Source organism: Streptomyces sp. HD, assembly GCF_028369295.1.
In the GTDB taxonomy this organism is placed as follows: domain Bacteria; phylum Actinomycetota; class Actinomycetes; order Streptomycetales; family Streptomycetaceae; genus Streptomyces.
The window spans coordinates 55739-71898 of record NZ_JAQMYP010000008.1 but is presented as its reverse complement, the minus strand read 5'-3'; the positions used below and the strand labels follow the sequence as shown (position 1 = coordinate 71898).

Annotated in this window: 14 protein-coding genes; all 14 read left to right on the top strand. The window is 68.5% G+C overall.

The features are described from left to right. The first annotated feature begins 126 nt into the window (after window positions 1-126). The 14 genes from POF73_RS10425 to nuoN are packed head-to-tail and all read left to right on the top strand — an operon-like array spanning window position 127 to window position 16122. Window positions 127-486, top strand: a complete 360-nt coding sequence (locus POF73_RS10425) for an NADH-quinone oxidoreductase subunit A (RefSeq protein WP_003992243.1) — start codon at window positions 127-129, stop codon at window positions 484-486. Between the two features lie 15 nt (window positions 487-501). Further along, window positions 502-1056, top strand: a complete 555-nt coding sequence (locus POF73_RS10420; protein ID WP_056552623.1) for a NuoB/complex I 20 kDa subunit family protein — start codon at window positions 502-504, stop codon at window positions 1054-1056. Beyond that, window positions 1053-1814, top strand: coding sequence for an NADH-quinone oxidoreductase subunit C (locus POF73_RS10415; RefSeq protein ID WP_272114281.1), 762 nt, complete (start codon window positions 1053-1055; stop codon window positions 1812-1814). Before POF73_RS10420 ends, POF73_RS10415 begins: the two co-directional genes overlap by 4 nt. After that, on the top strand, window positions 1811-3133 hold the full coding sequence (locus POF73_RS10410) for an NADH-quinone oxidoreductase subunit D (RefSeq protein ID WP_272114280.1): 1323 nt from the start codon (window positions 1811-1813) through the stop codon (window positions 3131-3133). Before POF73_RS10415 ends, POF73_RS10410 begins: the two co-directional genes overlap by 4 nt. Beyond that, the gene (nuoE, locus tag POF73_RS10405; RefSeq protein WP_272114279.1) at window positions 3130-4002 is read left to right on the top strand and encodes an NADH-quinone oxidoreductase subunit NuoE; all 873 of its coding nucleotides are present in this window, start codon (window positions 3130-3132) and stop codon (window positions 4000-4002) included. Before POF73_RS10410 ends, nuoE begins: the two co-directional genes overlap by 4 nt. Beyond that, a complete protein-coding gene (nuoF, locus tag POF73_RS10400) occupies window positions 4002-5351 on the top strand; it encodes an NADH-quinone oxidoreductase subunit NuoF (protein WP_443049474.1) in 1350 nt (449 codons plus the stop codon). Before nuoE ends, nuoF begins: the two co-directional genes overlap by 1 nt. Continuing rightward, window positions 5348-7852: an NADH-quinone oxidoreductase subunit G gene (locus tag POF73_RS10395; RefSeq protein WP_272114277.1), complete on the top strand. Its 2505-nt coding sequence runs from the start codon at window positions 5348-5350 to the stop codon at window positions 7850-7852. Before nuoF ends, POF73_RS10395 begins: the two co-directional genes overlap by 4 nt. Further along, entirely contained in the window at window positions 7849-9213 is a 1365-nt protein-coding gene (gene nuoH, locus POF73_RS10390) for an NADH-quinone oxidoreductase subunit NuoH (protein ID WP_272114276.1), read from the top strand. The genes POF73_RS10395 and nuoH overlap by 4 nt, the downstream gene beginning before the upstream one ends. Then, on the top strand, window positions 9206-9835 hold the full coding sequence (gene nuoI, locus POF73_RS10385; protein WP_272114275.1) for an NADH-quinone oxidoreductase subunit NuoI: 630 nt from the start codon (window positions 9206-9208) through the stop codon (window positions 9833-9835). The genes nuoH and nuoI overlap by 8 nt, the downstream gene beginning before the upstream one ends. Beyond that, window positions 9832-10674 carry an NADH-quinone oxidoreductase subunit J gene (locus POF73_RS10380; protein ID WP_272114274.1) on the top strand — a complete coding sequence of 281 codons (843 nt, stop codon included), beginning with the start codon at window positions 9832-9834 and terminating at the stop codon, window positions 10672-10674. Before nuoI ends, POF73_RS10380 begins: the two co-directional genes overlap by 4 nt. Further along, entirely contained in the window at window positions 10671-10970 is a 300-nt protein-coding gene (nuoK, locus tag POF73_RS10375) for an NADH-quinone oxidoreductase subunit NuoK (protein ID WP_003998919.1), read from the top strand. Before POF73_RS10380 ends, nuoK begins: the two co-directional genes overlap by 4 nt. A 15-nt stretch (window positions 10971-10985) precedes the next feature. Then, on the top strand, window positions 10986-12899 hold the full coding sequence (gene nuoL, locus POF73_RS10370; protein WP_272114273.1) for an NADH-quinone oxidoreductase subunit L: 1914 nt from the start codon (window positions 10986-10988) through the stop codon (window positions 12897-12899). A gap of 5 nt (window positions 12900-12904) precedes the next feature. Beyond that, window positions 12905-14476 carry an NADH-quinone oxidoreductase subunit M gene (locus POF73_RS10365; protein WP_272114272.1) on the top strand — a complete coding sequence of 524 codons (1572 nt, stop codon included), beginning with the start codon at window positions 12905-12907 and terminating at the stop codon, window positions 14474-14476. Further along, window positions 14473-16122, top strand: coding sequence for an NADH-quinone oxidoreductase subunit NuoN (gene nuoN / locus POF73_RS10360; RefSeq protein WP_272114271.1), 1650 nt, complete (start codon window positions 14473-14475; stop codon window positions 16120-16122). The genes POF73_RS10365 and nuoN overlap by 4 nt, the downstream gene beginning before the upstream one ends. Window positions 16123-16160 lie beyond the last annotated feature (38 nt).

Sequence of the window (16160 nt, the reverse complement as noted above, 5' to 3'; positions counted from 1 at the left end):
GCTTGTGACCTGCTTCACATGTTCTCGATCTTCGCCGGGACGAGCGGGGCTCGTGGAACTGGTGAGGCGGTTGTGGGCTCAGTGCAACCGCCAGCAGTCAGTGCCGACTGAGAGGAGCGAGGAGCGGTGAACGCGTATGCGCCCATCCTCGTACTGGGAGCCCTCGGGGCAGGCTTTGCGATCTTCTCCGTGGTCATGGCCACGCTGATCGGTCCGAAGCGATACAACCGGGCCAAGCTCGAAGCCTACGAGTGCGGTATCGAGCCGACCCCCACGCCGGCCGGCGGCGGGCGCTTCCCCATCAAGTACTACCTGACGGCGATGCTCTTCATCGTCTTCGACATCGAGATCGTCTTCCTCTATCCCTGGGCCGTCACCTTCGACGCCCTGGGGATTTTCGGGCTCGTGGAGATGCTGCTCTTCGTGCTCACCGTCTTCGTCGCGTACGCGTACGTATGGCGGCGCGGCGGCCTGGAATGGGACTGAGGGGCTTTTAACGACATGGGACTCGAAGAAAAGCTGCCGAGCGGATTCCTGCTGACCACCGTCGAGCAGGCCGCGGGCTGGGTGCGCAAGGCGTCTGTCTTCCCGGCCACCTTCGGCCTCGCCTGCTGCGCCATCGAGATGATGACCACCGGCGCCGGCCGCTACGACCTGGCGCGCTTCGGCATGGAGGTCTTCCGCGGATCCCCGCGCCAGGCCGACCTGATGATCGTCGCCGGCCGGGTGAGCCAGAAGATGGCGCCGGTGCTCAGGCAGGTCTACGACCAGATGCCGAACCCCAAGTGGGTGATCTCCATGGGGGTCTGCGCCTCCTCGGGCGGCATGTTCAACAACTACGCGATCGTCCAGGGCGTCGACCACATCGTCCCGGTCGACATCTATCTCCCGGGCTGCCCGCCACGGCCCGAGATGCTGTTGGACGCCATCCTCAAGCTGCACCAGAAGATCCAGACCTCCAAGCTCGGCGTGAACGCCGAGGAAGCGGCCCGCGAGGCGGAGGAAGCGGCGCTCAAGGCCCTGCCCACGATCGAGATGAAGGGGCTGCTGCGGTGAGCGACGCGAACGGCACCAACGGGGCGAACGGGTCGAACGGGGTCAACCCCGAGAAGGACCTCTCCGCCTCCAACCTCCCCGGCCAGCGCGGCCAGGGTGGCGAGGAGATCCGCGTCCAGCGCGGCATGTTCGGCGCCACCAACGGCGGCGACACCTCCGGCTACGGCGGCCTGGTCCGCTCGGTCCGGCTCCCGGGCCCGGCGAGCCGCCCCTACGGAGGCTGGTTCGACGAGGTCGCCGACGAACTTGAGGGCGCGCTGGAGGAACAGGGCCTCCTCCCCGAGAACGCCATCGAGAAGACGGTCGTCGACCGCGACGAACTCACCTTCCACATCGAACGCGAGCACCTGCTCCGCGTCGCCCGCACCCTGCGCGACGACCCGGCCCTGCGCTTCGAACTGTGCACCGGCGTCAGCGGCGTCCACTACCTCAGCGACAAGGGCCGCGAGCTGCACGCCGTCTACCACCTGCGCTCGATCACCCACAACCGGCTGATCCGCCTCGAAGTCAGCGCCCCCGACAGCGACCCGCACATCCCGTCGCTCGTCTCCGTGTATCCGACCAACGACTGGCACGAGCGCGAGACGTACGACTTCTTCGGAATCGTCTTCGACGGTCACCCCGCCCTGACGCGGATCATGATGCCGGACGACTGGCAGGGCCACCCGCAGCGCAAGGACTACCCCCTCGGCGGCATCCCCGTCGAGTACAAGGGCGCCCAGATCCCGGCTCCGGACCAGCGGAGGTCGTACTCGTGAGCACGCAGTCAGCATCCGCCCGTGAGACCACCGAGGGCACCGTATATACGGTCACCGGTGGCGACTGGGACGAGGTCGTCCAGGCCGCGGCCCGCGCCGACGACGAGCGCATCGTCCTCAACATGGGCCCCCAGCACCCCTCCACCCACGGAGTGCTCCGCCTGATCCTGGAGATCGACGGCGAGACAGTCACCGAGGCCCGCTGCGGCATCGGCTATCTCCACACCGGCATCGAGAAGAACCTCGAATACCGGACGTGGACGCAGGGCACCACGTTCGTGACGCGCATGGACTACCTGACGTCCTTCTTCAACGAGACCGCCTACTGTCTCGCCGTCGAGAAACTCCTCGGTATCGAGGACCAGATCACCGAGCGCGCCAAGATCATCCGGGTGCTCCTGATGGAGCTGAACCGGCTCTCCTCCCACCTGGTGTGCATCGCCACCGGCGGCATGGAACTCGGCGCCACCACGATCATGATCTACGGATTCCGTGATCGTGAAATGATTCTCGACATCTACGAGCTGGTCACGGGCCTGCGCATGAACCACGCGTACATCCGGCCCGGCGGACTCGCCCAGGACCTGCCGCCCGGCGCGGTGGACCAGATCCGCGAGTTCGTGAAGAAGATGAAGAAGAACCTCCCGGAGTACGACAAGCTCGCCACCGGGAACCCGATCTTCAAGGCCCGTATGCAGGACGTCGGCTACCTCGACCTGTCCGGCTGCATGGCCCTCGGCGCCACCGGCCCGATCCTGCGCTCCACCGGCCTGCCGCACGATCTGCGCAAGGCGCAGCCGTACTGCGACTACGAGACGTACGACTTCGAGATCCCGACCGCCGACACCTGCGACTCCTACGGGCGCTTCCTGATCCGCCTGGAGGAGATGCGCCAGTCGCTCGGGATCGTCGAGCAGTGCCTGGACCGGCTCCAGCCCGGCCCGGTCATGGTCGCCGACAAGAAGATCGCCTGGCCCGCCCAGCTCGCCCTGGGACCCGACGGGCTCGGCAACTCCCTCGACCACATCAAGAAGATCATGGGCACCTCCATGGAGGCCCTGATCCACCACTTCAAGCTGGTCACCGAGGGCTTCCGCGTCCCGCCGGGACAGGCGTACGCGGCCGTCGAGTCGCCCAAGGGCGAGCTCGGGGTGCACGCCGTGTCCGACGGCGGCACCCGCCCCTTCCGGGTCCACTTCCGCGACCCGTCCTTCACCAACCTGCAGGCCATGGCGGCGATGTGCGAGGGCGGCCAGGTCGCCGACGTCATCGTCGCCGTCGCGTCCATCGACCCCGTGATGGGAGGCGTCGACCGGTGACCACCTCTTCTTCCGAGCGGGGCGTCAGCCTGGGCATGCCCGAACTGCCCGCGCCCGGCTACCCGGACGACGTTCGTGAGCGGCTTGAGAGGGACGCGCGCGACGTCATCGCCCGCTACCCGGACTCACGGTCCGCCCTCCTGCCGTTGCTGCATCTCGTGCAGTCGGAGGAGGGCCATGTCACGCGCACCGGGATGCGGTTCTGCGCGGACATGCTCGACCTGACCACGGCCGAGGTCACCGCGGTCGCCACCTTCTACACCATGTACCGGCGCAAGCCGAGCGGTGACTACCAGGTGGGCGTCTGCACCAACACCCTGTGCGCGGTGATGGGCGGTGACGCGATCTTCGAGGAGCTCCAGGACCACCTGGGCGTCGGCAACGGCGAGACCACCGACGACGGCAAGGTCACCCTGGAGCACATCGAGTGCAACGCCGCCTGCGACTACGCGCCGGTCGTGATGGTCAACTGGGAGTTCTTCGACAACCAGACCCCGGCGAGCGCCAAGCGTCTCGTCGACGACCTGCGTGCGGGGCGGCCCGTCGATCCGACGCGCGGGGCCCGGATGTGCACCTTCAAGGAGACCGCGCGGATTCTGGCCGGCTTCCCCGACGAGCGGCCCGGGGCCGTCGAGGCAGGCGGCAGTGCGGGACCGGCGTCGCTGGTGGGCCTCCGCCTGGCCAGGGGAGAGACCGCACCCGCGCGCGTGGTCCATCCGCGGGAGGGCGGCCCGCACGAGGAGCCGCAGGACAGTGCGGTGCACGAGCCGTCGCCGACCGAACACCTCAGTTCGCATGACGCGCCGCAGGACACATCGGCATCCGACCCCGCCCACCCGGCAGGGCCTACGGCCGAGGAGGGGGAGTGATGACGTTGGCACCCGAGCTGAAGGACACCAGCCCCGAGAAGCTGCTCGCACCCGTGCTGTCGGCCTTCTGGGACGACGACAGGTCCTGGACGCTGGACGTCTACCGAAGGCACGAAGGATACGAGGGGCTCCGCAAGGCGCTCGCCATGTCGCCGGACGACCTGATCGCGTACGTCAAGGACTCCGGTCTGCGCGGACGCGGTGGCGCGGGATTCCCGACGGGAATGAAATGGCAGTTCATTCCCCAGGGTGATGGAAAACCGCACTATCTAGTTGTCAACGCCGACGAATCGGAGCCCGGAACCTGCAAGGACATTCCGCTCCTCTTCGCGAACCCGCATAGCCTCATCGAGGGCATTGTCATCGCGTGTTATGCCATCAGGTCTTCGCATGCCTTCATCTATCTGCGTGGTGAAGTCGTCCCTGTGCTGCGGCGGTTGCACTCGGCCGTGAGCGAGGCCTATGCGGCCGGCTACCTCGGCGAGAACATCCTCGGCAGTGGCCTCGACCTCGAACTCACCGTGCACGCGGGCGCGGGCGCGTACATCTGTGGTGAGGAGACCGCACTGCTCGACTCGCTCGAAGGCCGTCGTGGTCAACCGCGGCTCCGTCCCCCCTTCCCTGCGGTGGCAGGTCTCTACGCCTGCCCGACTGTTGTGAACAACGTCGAGTCGATCGCGTCGGTTCCCGCGATTCTCCAGCGGGGCAAGGACTGGTTCCGCTCGATGGGCAGCGAGAAGTCCCCGGGCTTCACGCTCTACTCGCTCAGCGGCCATGTCGCCAGCCCCGGCCAGTACGAGGCACCGCTCGGCATCACGCTCCGCCAGCTCCTGGAGATGAGCGGCGGCATGCGCCCCGGCCATCGCCTGAAGTTCTGGACGCCGGGCGGTTCCTCGACGCCGATGTTCACCGACGAGCACCTCGACGTCCCCCTTGACTACGAAGGGGTGGGCGCCGCCGGTTCCATGCTCGGCACGAAGGCCCTGCAGTGCTTCGACGAGACGACCTGCGTCGTGCGCGCCGTCACCCGCTGGACCGAGTTCTACGCCCACGAGTCCTGCGGCAAGTGCACGCCCTGCCGCGAAGGCACGTACTGGCTCGTGCAGTTGCTGCGTGACATCGAGGCCGGCAAGGGCGTGATGAGTGACCTCGACAAGCTCAACGACATCGCCGACAACATCAACGGCAAGTCCTTCTGCGCCCTCGGCGACGGTGCCGCCTCGCCGATCTTCTCCTCGCTGAAGTACTTCCGCGAGGAGTACGAGCAGCACATCACGGGCCGCGGCTGCCCCTTCGACCCGGCCAAGTCGACGGCCTGGGCCGATCACCGCACGGAGGTGAACGCATGACCGTGACCACCAATGCTCCCTCGGGAGGGGGAGGGGCGGCGGTCCCGCCGGAAGATCTCGTCTCGCTGACGATCGACGGCGTCGAGATCAGCGTGCCCAAGGGCACCCTGGTCATCCGGGCCGCCGAGCAGCTCGGCATCGAGATCCCCCGCTTCTGCGACCACCCCCTTCTCGACCCGGCCGGCGCCTGCCGCCAGTGCATCGTCGAGGTCGAGGGCCAGCGCAAGCCGATGGCGTCCTGCACGATCACCTGCACCGACGGCATGGTCGTGAAGACGCACCTCACCTCGCCGGTCGCCGAGAAGGCCCAGAAGGGTGTGATGGAGCTCCTGCTCATCAACCACCCGCTGGACTGCCCGGTCTGCGACAAGGGCGGCGAGTGCCCGCTGCAGAACCAGGCCATGTCGCACGGACACGCCGAGTCCCGCTTCGAGGGACGGAAGCGGACGTACGAGAAGCCCGTCCCGATCTCCACGCAGGTGCTGCTCGACCGTGAGCGGTGCGTGCTGTGCGCCCGCTGTACCCGGTTCTCCAACCAGGTCGCGGGCGACCCGATGATCGAGCTGCTTGAGCGGGGCGCGCTCCAGCAGGTCGGCACCGGCGAGGGCGACCCGTTCGAGTCGTACTTCTCCGGCAACACCATCCAGATCTGCCCGGTCGGCGCGCTCACCTCGGCGGCGTACCGGTTCCGCTCCCGCCCCTTCGACCTGGTCTCCTCGCCGTCGGTGTGCGAGCACTGCTCCGGCGGCTGCGCCACGCGCACCGACCACCGGCGCGGCAAGGTCATGCGGCGTCTCGCGGCCAACGACCCCGAGGTCAACGAGGAGTGGATCTGCGACAAGGGACGCTTCGGGTTCCGGTACGCCCACCAGCGCGACCGGCTTCAGACACCGCTGGTGCGCAACGCCGAGGGCGACCTGGAACCGGCCTCCTGGCCGGAGGCGCTGCAGATCGCGGCCCAGGGACTGCTCGCCTCACGCGGCCGCACCGGCGTGCTGACCGGTGGCCGGCTCACCGTCGAGGACGCCTACGCGTACAGCAAGTTCGCGCGCGTGGCGCTCGACACCAACGACATCGACTTCCGCGCGCGCGTGCACAGCGGCGAGGAGGCCGACTTCCTGGCGGCCCGGGTCGCCGGTCACGGCCGTGACCTCGACGGTACGGGCGTCACGTACGACCTCCTGGAGAAGGCACCGGCCGTTCTGCTGGCCGGCTTCGAGGCCGAGGAGGAGGCGCCCGGGATCTTCCTGCGGCTGCGCAAGGCCTGGCGCAAGCACGGCCAGCGGGTCTTCTCGCTCGCCACGCACGCGACGCGCGGCCTGGAGAAGGCCGGCGGCACGCTGCTTCCGGCCGCTCCCGGCACCGAGACCGAGTGGCTGGACGCGCTCGCGAGCGGGGTCGGCCTGGACGAGGCCGGTGCGAAGGCCGCCGAAGTGCTGCGCGCGGAGGGCTCGGTGATCATCGTCGGCGAGCGGCTGGCCGCCGTGGCGGGCGGACTCACCGCCGCCGTACGGGCCGCGACCGCGATCGGCGCCCAGCTGGTGTGGATTCCGCGCCGGGCGGGCGAGCGCGGCGCGGTCGAGGCCGGTGCGCTGCCGACGCTGCTGCCGGGCGGGCGTCCCGCGACCGATCCACGCGCGCGTGACGAGGTCGCCGCCGTCTGGGGGCTGGCCGAACTCCCGCTCCGTTACGGCCGCGACACCGGCCAGATCGTGGAGGCCGCAGCGACGGGCGAACTCCAGGCCCTGCTGGTCGCGGGCGTCGAGGTCGCCGATCTGCCCGACCCGGCACGCGCGCGTGAGGCGCTCGCCGAGGTCGGTTTCGTGGTGTCGCTGGAGCTGCGCCCCGGTGAAGTGACCGAGCTCGCCGACGTCGTGCTGCCCGTCGCCGCGGTCGCCGAGAAGGCCGGCACCTTCCTCAACTGGGAGGGCCGGGTGCGGTTCTTCGAGGCCGCGCTCAAGCCCGACCAGATGACCCGCCGCCTCGCCCCGACCGACGCGCGCGTGCTGCAGATGCTGGCCGACGCCATGGACGTACATCTGGGGCTGCCGGATCTGCGCACCACGCGTGCGGAGATCGACCGGCTCGGGCCCTGGGACGGACCGCGGGCCGCCGAACCCCTGGCCACCGCCGACCCGTTGCCTCGGCCGGCCGCCGGGCAGGCGGTTCTGGCCGGGCACCGGATGCTGCTCGACCAGGGACTCCTCCAGGAGGGCGACGAGGCGCTCGCCGGCACCCGGCACGCCGCCTACGCGCGCGTGTCGGCCGCCACCGCTGCCGAGGCCGGCATCAAGGGCGGCGACGTCCTGGCCGTGACCGGCCCCTCCGGGACCGTCGAACTCCCGCTGCAGGTCACGAAGATGCCCGACCGGGTGGTGTGGCTCCCGCTGAACTCCACCGGCGGTGGCGTCGCCTCCGACACCGGGGCGCTGCCCGGCTCACTCGTCCGCATCGGCCCGGCGACGCCCGCCGGCGAGGCCCCCAAGGAGGTGGAGGCATGAGCCCGTACCTCGCCGCTGAAGACCTCTCGATGTTCGGCCGCGACCCCTGGTGGCTGGTCGTCATCAAGGCGGTGTTCTGCTTCGCCTTCCTGATGGTGACCGTGCTGTTCTCCATCGTCTGGGAGCGCAAGGTCGTCGCCTGGATGCAGCTGCGCATCGGCCCCAACCGGCACGGTCCCTGGGGCATGCTCCAGTCGCTCGCCGACGGCATCAAGCTGATGCTGAAGGAAGACGTCATCGTCAAACGCGCGGACAAGGTGGTCTACGTCCTCGCGCCGATCGTCGCGGCCATCCCGGCCTTCATGGCGATCGCGGTGATCCCCTTCGGTCCGGCCGGCAACGAGATCTCGATCTTCGGCCAGCGCACCACGATGCAGCTCACCGACCTGCCGATCGCGATGCTCTACATCCTCGCGGTCGCCTCGGTCGGCATCTACGGCATCGTCCTCGCGGGTTGGAGTTCCGGATCCACTTACCCGCTGCTCGGTGGCCTGCGTTCCTGCGCGCAGATGATCTCGTACGAGATCGCGATGGGCGCCGCCTTCGCCTCGGTGTTCCTCTACTCCGGTTCGATGTCGACCTCGGCGATCGTGGAGGCGCAGCAGGACCGCTGGTACGTCGTGCTGCTGCCGGTCTCGTTCGTGATCTACATCGTGACGATGGTCGGCGAGACCAACCGCGCCCCCTTCGACATGCCGGAGTCCGAGGGCGACCTGGTCGGCGGATTCAACACCGAGTACTCGTCGATCAAGTTCGCGATGTTCATGCTCGCCGAGTACGTGAACATGGTGACGGTCTCGGCCGTGTCGGTGACGCTCTTCCTGGGCGGCTGGCGGGCCCCGTATCCGATCAGCGCCTTCTGGGAGGGCGCGAACCACGGCTGGTGGCCGCTGCTCTGGTTCGTGATCAAGGTTCAGCTGCTGCTCTTCTTCTTCATCTGGCTGCGCGGCACGCTGCCCCGCGTCCGCTACGACCAGCTGATGAAGCTCGGCTGGAAGGTCCTGATCCCGGTCTCCGTCGTCTGGCTGATGCTCGTCGCGACCGTGCGGACTCTTCGCAACGAGAACTACGACTTCGCCGACATCGCCCTCTACGTCGGCGGTGGTGTCCTCGCCCTGCTGCTCCTCTCCTTCGTCGCGGACATGTTCCGCGACCGGTCGAAGGCGGCCGAGCGGCCCGCCGAGGAACCCGCCGGCTTCGACGCGATGGCGGGCGGATTCCCCGTACCGCCCCTGCCCGGACAGGAGCTTCCGGCGGTGCCGCGGCGCAGCCCGCGCCGCGACCGGGAGTTGATTGTCAGTGGTGGGTCCGATACTCAGAGTGACGGATCTCTGGATGGAAAGGAGGCGTCCGATGGCTGAGGAGCCCAAGGAGACCAAGCCCGGTTTCCTGAACCCCGTGGCCGGCTTCGGCGTGACCTTCAAGGCCATGTTCAAGAAGCGGCTGACCGAGCAGTACCCGGAGCAGCAGAAGACCACCGCTCCGCGCTTCCACGGACGGCACCAGCTCAACCGCCATCCGGACGGCCTGGAGAAATGCGTCGGCTGCGAGCTGTGCGCCTGGGCCTGCCCCGCCGACGCCATCTATGTGGAGGGCGCCGACAACACCGACGAGGAGCGCTACTCGCCGGGCGAGCGCTACGGCCGCGTCTACCAGATCAACTACGCCCGCTGCATCCTGTGCGGCCTGTGCATCGAGGCGTGCCCCACGCGCGCGCTCACGATGACCAACGAGTTCGAGCTCGCCGACTCCAGCCGCGCCAACCTCATCTACACCAAGGAGCAGCTGCTCGCCGGTCTTGAGGACGGCATGGTCGACACGCCCCACGCCATCTACCCGGGAACCGACGAGCAGGACTACTACCGGGGGCTGGTCACGGAGGCCGCGCCGGGCACCGAGCCCCAAGTGGCCGTGTCCAAGGGCGAACAGCATCAATTGGCAGGCCCTTCGGGCGCGGCCGAGGAAGAGGAGGCGGACGTATGAGCGCGCAGCTCGCCGCCTACTCCACCTCCACGGGCGAGGCCTTCCAGTTCTGGATCCTCGGCACCGTCGCGGTGATCGGCGCCCTGTGCACCGTATTCATGAAGAAGGCGGTGCACAGCGCGCTCTGTCTCGCCGGGACCATGATCATCCTGGCGATCTTCTACCTCGCCAACGGCGCCTACTTCCTCGGGATCGTGCAGATCGTCGTCTACACCGGCGCGATCATGATGCTGTTCCTGTTCGTGGTGATGCTCGTCGGCGTCACGGCCGCCGACTCCCTGAAGGAGACCATCAAGGGCCAGCGATGGCTGGCCCTCCTGTGTGGGCTCGGCTTCGGCATCCTGCTCGTCGGGGGCATCGGGAACGCGTCCCTGGCCGAGTTCAACGGCCTCACCCAGGCGAACGCGAACGGCAATGTGGAGGGCCTCGCCACCCTCATCTTCACCAAGTACGTCTTCGCCTTCGAGATCACCGGCGCCCTGCTGATCACGGCCGCCGTCGGCGCCATGGTGCTCACCCACCGCGAGCGCACCGAGCGCCCCAAGACGCAGCGCGAGCTGTCCGAGGAGCGCATCCGCGAAGGCAAGCACGTCCCGCCGCTGCCGGCCCCCGGCGTCTACGCCCGGCACAACGCCGTGGACATCGCGGGCCTGCTGCCCGACGGCACCCCGTCCGACCTCACGGTCAGCAAGACGCTGCGCGAGCGCGGCCAGATCCGTGACGTGTCCACCGAGGCGCTCAACGACCTGCGGGCCCTGGAGCAGCGCGCGGAGGAACGGCTGGGGCGGACCGAGATCGAGCCGTCGACCTTCAAGCGGCCCGAGGAGGCGTCGAAGTGAACCCGGTCAACTACCTCTACCTCGCCGCCCTGTTGTTCACGATCGGCGCCACCGGCGTGCTGATCAGGCGTAACGCGATCGTCGTGTTCATGTGCATCGAGCTCATGCTCAACGCCTGCAACCTGACGCTCGTCGCCTTCTCCCGGATGCACGGCAATCTCGACGGCCAGATCATCGCCTTCTTCACGATGGTCGTCGCCGCCGCGGAGGTCGTCGTCGGGCTGGCGATCATCGTGTCGCTGTTCCGTTCCCGCCACTCGGCCTCGGTCGACGACGCCAGCCTGATGAAGCTCTAAGGGGTCGGAAGAATCGTGGAGAACCTGATTGCGCTGCTGATCGCGGCGCCATTGCTCGGAGCGGCCCTACTGCTGTGCGGCGGCCGGCGCCTGGACGCCGTCGGCCAGTGGATCGGCACGCTCCTGTCGTTCGTCTCCTTCGCCTTCGGCGTGGTCCTCTTCGCCGACCTGCTGGGCAAGGACCCCGAACAGCGGACCCTCACCCAGCACCTGTTCAGCTGGATCCAGGTCGAGAGCTTCCAGGCGGACGTCGCCTTCCGCCTGGACCAGCTGTCGATGACGTTCGTGCTGCTGATCACCGGCGTCGGCTCGCTGATCCACCTGTACTCGGTCGGGTACATGGAGCACGACGAGCGGCGCCGCCGCTTCTTCGGCTATCTGAACCTGTTCCTCGCGGCGATGCTGCTGCTCGTCCTCGCCGACAACTACCTGCTGCTGTACGTCGGCTGGGAGGGCGTCGGTCTCGCGTCGTACCTGCTCATCGGCTTCTGGCAGCACAAGCCCAGCGCCGCCACCGCCGCGAAGAAGGCCTTCCTGGTCAACCGCGTCGGCGACATGGGCCTCTCGATCGCGATCATGCTGATGTTCTTCTGGTTCGGCACCTTCGCCTTCGGGCCGCTGCTCGGCGGCGAGGGGGAGCCCGGCCTGGTCGGGGACGCGAGCGAGGGCAAGCTCACCGCGATCGGCCTGATGCTGCTGCTCGCCGCCTGCGGCAAGTCCGCCCAGGTGCCGCTGCAGTCCTGGCTCGGGGACGCGATGGAGGGCCCGACCCCGGTCTCGGCCCTCATCCACGCCGCGACGATGGTGACCGCGGGCGTCTACCTGATCGTCCGCTCCGGCGCCATCTTCAACGCGGCGCCCGACGCCCAGCTGGTCGTCACCATCGTCGGTGCCGTCACGCTCCTCTTCGGTGCGATCGTCGGTTGCGCGAAGGACGACATCAAGAAGGCGCTGGCCGGCTCGACCATGTCGCAGATCGGCTACATGGTCCTCGCCGCCGGCCTCGGCCCCATCGGCTACGTCTTCGCGATCATGCACCTGGTGACGCACGGCTTCTTCAAGGCCGGGCTGTTCCTCGGCGCCGGTTCGGTCATGCACGGCATGAACGACGAGGTCGACATGCGCAAGTACGGCGGCCTGCGCAAGTACATGCCGGTCACCTTCGTGACGTTCGGCCTCGGATACCTCGCCATCATCGGCTTCCCCGGTCTGTCCGGCTTCTTCTCCAAGGACAAGATCATCGAGGCGGCGTTCGCCAAGGGCGGCACCGAGGGCTGGATCCTCGGCGGCTGCGCGCTGCTGGGCGCGGCCATCACGGCGTTCTACATGACGCGCGTGATGCTGATGACGTTCTTCGGCGAGAAGCGCTGGCAGCCCGACGAGAACGGCAACGAGCCGCACCCGCACGAGTCGCCCAAGGTGATGACGATCCCGATGATCGTGCTGGCCGTCGGCTCGGTGGCCGCCGGTGCGTTCTTCAGCATCGGCGACCGCTTCATCCACTGGCTGGAGCCCATCACCGGGCACGCGCACGGCCACCCGCCCATCAGCGCGGGAGCGATCACCGGCGCGACCGTCGCCTGCATGGTCATCGGTGTCGCCATCGCCTACGGCCAGTACGGCCGCCGCCCGGTCCCGGTCGTCGCCCCGCGCGGGTCGCTGCTCACCCGGGCCGCCCGGCGCGATCTGCTCCAGGACGACTTCAACCACGTCGTCCTGGTGCGCGGCGGCGAACACCTCACGCGCTCCCTGGTGTACGTCGACCACACCCTGGTCGACGGCGTCGTCAACGGTACGGCGGCCTCGGTGGGCGGTCTGTCCGGACGGATGCGCAGGCTGCAGAACGGCTTCGCGCGGTCGTACGCGGTCTCGATGTTCGGCGGTGTGGCGATCCTCATCGCCGCGACCCTGCTGATGAGGGCGGTCTGATACCGATGTCCTTTCCTCTGCTGACAGCCACGGCGGTGCTCCCGGCGATCGGGGCGATCGCCACGGCCGCCGTACCGGCCGCGCAGCGCACCGCCGCCAAATGGCTGGCGCTGCTCTTCTCGCTCGGCACACTCGCCCTCGCGATCACCGTCCTGGTCCGCTTCGACCCGGACGGCGACCGCTACCAGCTCACCGAATCCCACTCCTGGATCAAGGACTTCGGGGTCCGCTACGAACTCGGTGTGGACGGCATCGCGGTCGCGCTGATCGCACTGACGGCGCTGCTGATCCCGTTCATCGTCCTCGCGGGCTGGAACGACGCCGACCCGCTGGAGACCGGAAGCAGGCGCTGGCGGCCGACGCAGGGCTTCTTCGCCCTGATCCTGGCCGTCGAGGCGATGGTGATCATCTCCTTCGAGGCCACCGACGTCTTCCTCTTCTACATCTTCTTCGAAGCCATGCTCATCCCGATGTACTTCCTCATCGGCGGCTTCGGGGACCGTGCCCATGAGCACGGCGAGAAGGCGGCGTCCACGCAACGGTCGTACGCCGCCGTGAAGTTCCTGCTCTACAACCTGGTCGGCGGTCTGATCATGCTGGCCGCGGTGATCGGCCTCTATGTGGTCGCCGGGAACTTCAGCCTCCAGGAGATCGCCGAGGCCCGCGCCAACGGCTCGCTCGACATGGCGACCAACACCGAACGCTGGCTGTTCCTCGGCTTCTTCTTCGCCTTCGCGGTGAAGGCGCCGCTGTGGCCGCTGCACACCTGGCTGCCCAACGCGATGGGGGAGGCCACCGCACCGGTCGCCGTCCTCATCACCGCGGTCGTCGACAAGGTGGGCACCTTCGCGATGCTCCGCTTCTGCCTCCAGCTGTTCCCCGAGGCCAGCAAGTGGGCGACGCCCGCGATCCTCGTCCTGGCGTTGATCAGCATCGTCTACGGGGCGCTGCTCGCGGTCGGCCAGCGGGACATGAAGCGCCTGATCGCGTACGCGTCGATCTCGCACTTCGGCTTCATCATCATGGGTATCTTCGCGATGACCAGCCAGGGCCAGTCCGGCGCGACGCTGTACATGGTCAACCACGGCATCTCGACGGCCGCGTTGATGCTGGTGGTCGGTTTCCTGATCTCGCGGCGCGGCTCGCGGCTCATCGCCGACTACGGCGGTGTGCAGAAGGTCGCTCCGGTGCTCGCCGGCACCTTTCTGATCGGCGGTCTGGCGACCCTGTCGCTGCCGGGACTGGCACCCTTCGTCAGTGAGTTCCTGGTCCTGGTCGGCACGTTCACGCGCTACCCGGTGATCGGCATCATCGCCACCTTCGGCATCGTGCTCGCCGCGCTCTACGTCCTCGTCCTCTACCAGCGCACGATGACGGGCCCGGTGAAGCCGGAGGTCTCCGCGATGCCCGACCTCAGGGTGCGTGAACTCGTGGTCGTCGCCCCGCTGGTCGCACTGCTGATCTTCCTGGGCGTCTATCCGAAGCCCGTCACGGACATCGTCAACCCCGCGGTCCAGCAGACCATGTCCGACGTACAGAAGAAGGACCCCCAGCCCGAGGTGGAGGCGGCCAAGTGAGCGCATCAGCCGTCCACAGCCTGTGGACAACCGCGGCCGACCCGATCGCGAAGATCGGCGCGCCGAAGATCGAGTACGGGCAGCTGTCGCCCACCCTGATCGTCGTCGGCGCGGCGATCGTCGGGGTACTCGTCGAGGCGGTCGTGCCGCGCAAGGCGCGTTACTACGCCCAGCTGTTCGTCTCCGTCGTGGCGCTCGTCGCTGCCTTCGCCGCGGTCGTGGCGCTGGCGGCCGGCGGGTACGCCACGACCAAGTCGGGCATCGCCGCGATGGGCGCGATCGCCGTCGACGGACCGGCGCTCTTCCTGCAGGGCACGATCCTGCTGGCGGGCCTGGTCGGCCTGTTCACCTTCGCCGAGCGGCGACTCGACCCGCAGACGCACGGCAACCGGGTCGACTCCTTCGCCGCGCAGGCGGCGTCCGTGCCGGGCAGCGACAGCGAGAAGGCCGCGGTGAAGGCCGGGTTCACCACCACCGAGGTGTTCCCGCTGCTGATGTTCGCCGTCACGGGCATGCTGATCTTCCCGGCGGCCAACGACCTGCTGACGCTGTTCATCGCCCTGGAAGTCCTCTCGCTCCCGCTGTACCTGATGTGCGCGCTGGCCCGCCGCAAGCGGCTCATGTCGCAGGAGGCCGCGGTCAAGTACTTCCTGCTGGGTGCCTTCGCGTCCGCGTTCACCCTGTTCGGCATCGCGCTGCTCTACGGCTACGCGGGCTCCGTGTCGTACGCGACGATCGCGCAGGTCGTCGACGGCACCGTCCCGGACGTCACCCCGGCGCTCGCCGACACGATGGGCAACGACGCGCTGCTGCTCATCGGCGCCGCGATGATCGTCATGGGCCTGCTGTTCAAGGTGGGCGCGGTGCCGTTCCACATGTGGACGCCGGACGTCTACCAGGGTGCGCCGACGCCGGTGACCGGGTTCATGGCGGCGGCGACCAAGGTGGCCGCGTTCGGTGCGCTGCTGCGCATTCTGTACGTCGTGCTGCCCGGCCTGCGCTGGGACTGGCGGCCGGTCATGTGGGGCGTCGCGATCGTCACCATGCTGGGCGGTGCGATCGTCGCGATCACGCAGACCGACATCAAGCGGCTGCTGGCGTACTCGTCCATCGCGCACGCCGGCTTCATCCTCGCGGGTGTCATCGCCGCGACGCCGTCCGGTGTGTCGTCCGTCCTCTTCTACCTGGCCGCGTACTCGTTCGTGACGATCGGCGCGTTCGCGGTGGTGACGCTGGTGCGCGACGCCGGCGGTGAGGCGACGCACCTGTCCAAGTGGGCCGGTCTGGGCCGCCGTTCGCCGCTGGTCGCGGCCGTGTTCGCGGTGTTCCTGCTGGCCTTCGCCGGCATCCCGCTGACCTCCGGCTTCGCCGGGAAGTTCGCCGTGTTCAAGGCGGCGGCGGAGGGTGGGGCGGGCCCGCTGGTCGTGGTCGGTGTGATCTCGTCCGCGATCGCGGCGTTCTTCTACATCCGCGTCATCGTCCTGATGTTCTTCAGCGAGCCGAAGCCGGAGGGGCCGACGGTCGCGGTGCCGTCGCCGCTGACGATGACGGCGATCGGGGTCGGTGTGGCGGTCACGCTGGTGCTGGGCGTGGCGCCGCAGTACTTCCTGGACCTGGCGAGCCAGGCGGGAGTGTTCGTGCGCTGACGCGGTGCTCGCCCTCGTGGTGCGACAGTGGCCCGGCA

Coding starts and splice junctions, on each gene's coding strand:
- nuoI (WP_272114275.1), top strand. CDS start 9,206: ATGGCTGAGGAGCCCAAGGAGACCAAGCCCGGTTTCCTGAACCCCGTG.
- POF73_RS10395 (WP_272114277.1), top strand. CDS start 5,348: ATGACCGTGACCACCAATGCTCCCTCGGGAGGGGGAGGGGCGGCGGTC.
- POF73_RS10365 (WP_272114272.1), top strand. CDS start 12,905: ATGTCCTTTCCTCTGCTGACAGCCACGGCGGTGCTCCCGGCGATCGGG.
- POF73_RS10380 (WP_272114274.1), top strand. CDS start 9,832: ATGAGCGCGCAGCTCGCCGCCTACTCCACCTCCACGGGCGAGGCCTTC.
- nuoH (WP_272114276.1), top strand. CDS start 7,849: ATGAGCCCGTACCTCGCCGCTGAAGACCTCTCGATGTTCGGCCGCGAC.
- POF73_RS10420 (WP_056552623.1), top strand. CDS start 502: ATGGGACTCGAAGAAAAGCTGCCGAGCGGATTCCTGCTGACCACCGTC.
- nuoF (WP_443049474.1), top strand. CDS start 4,002: ATGACGTTGGCACCCGAGCTGAAGGACACCAGCCCCGAGAAGCTGCTC.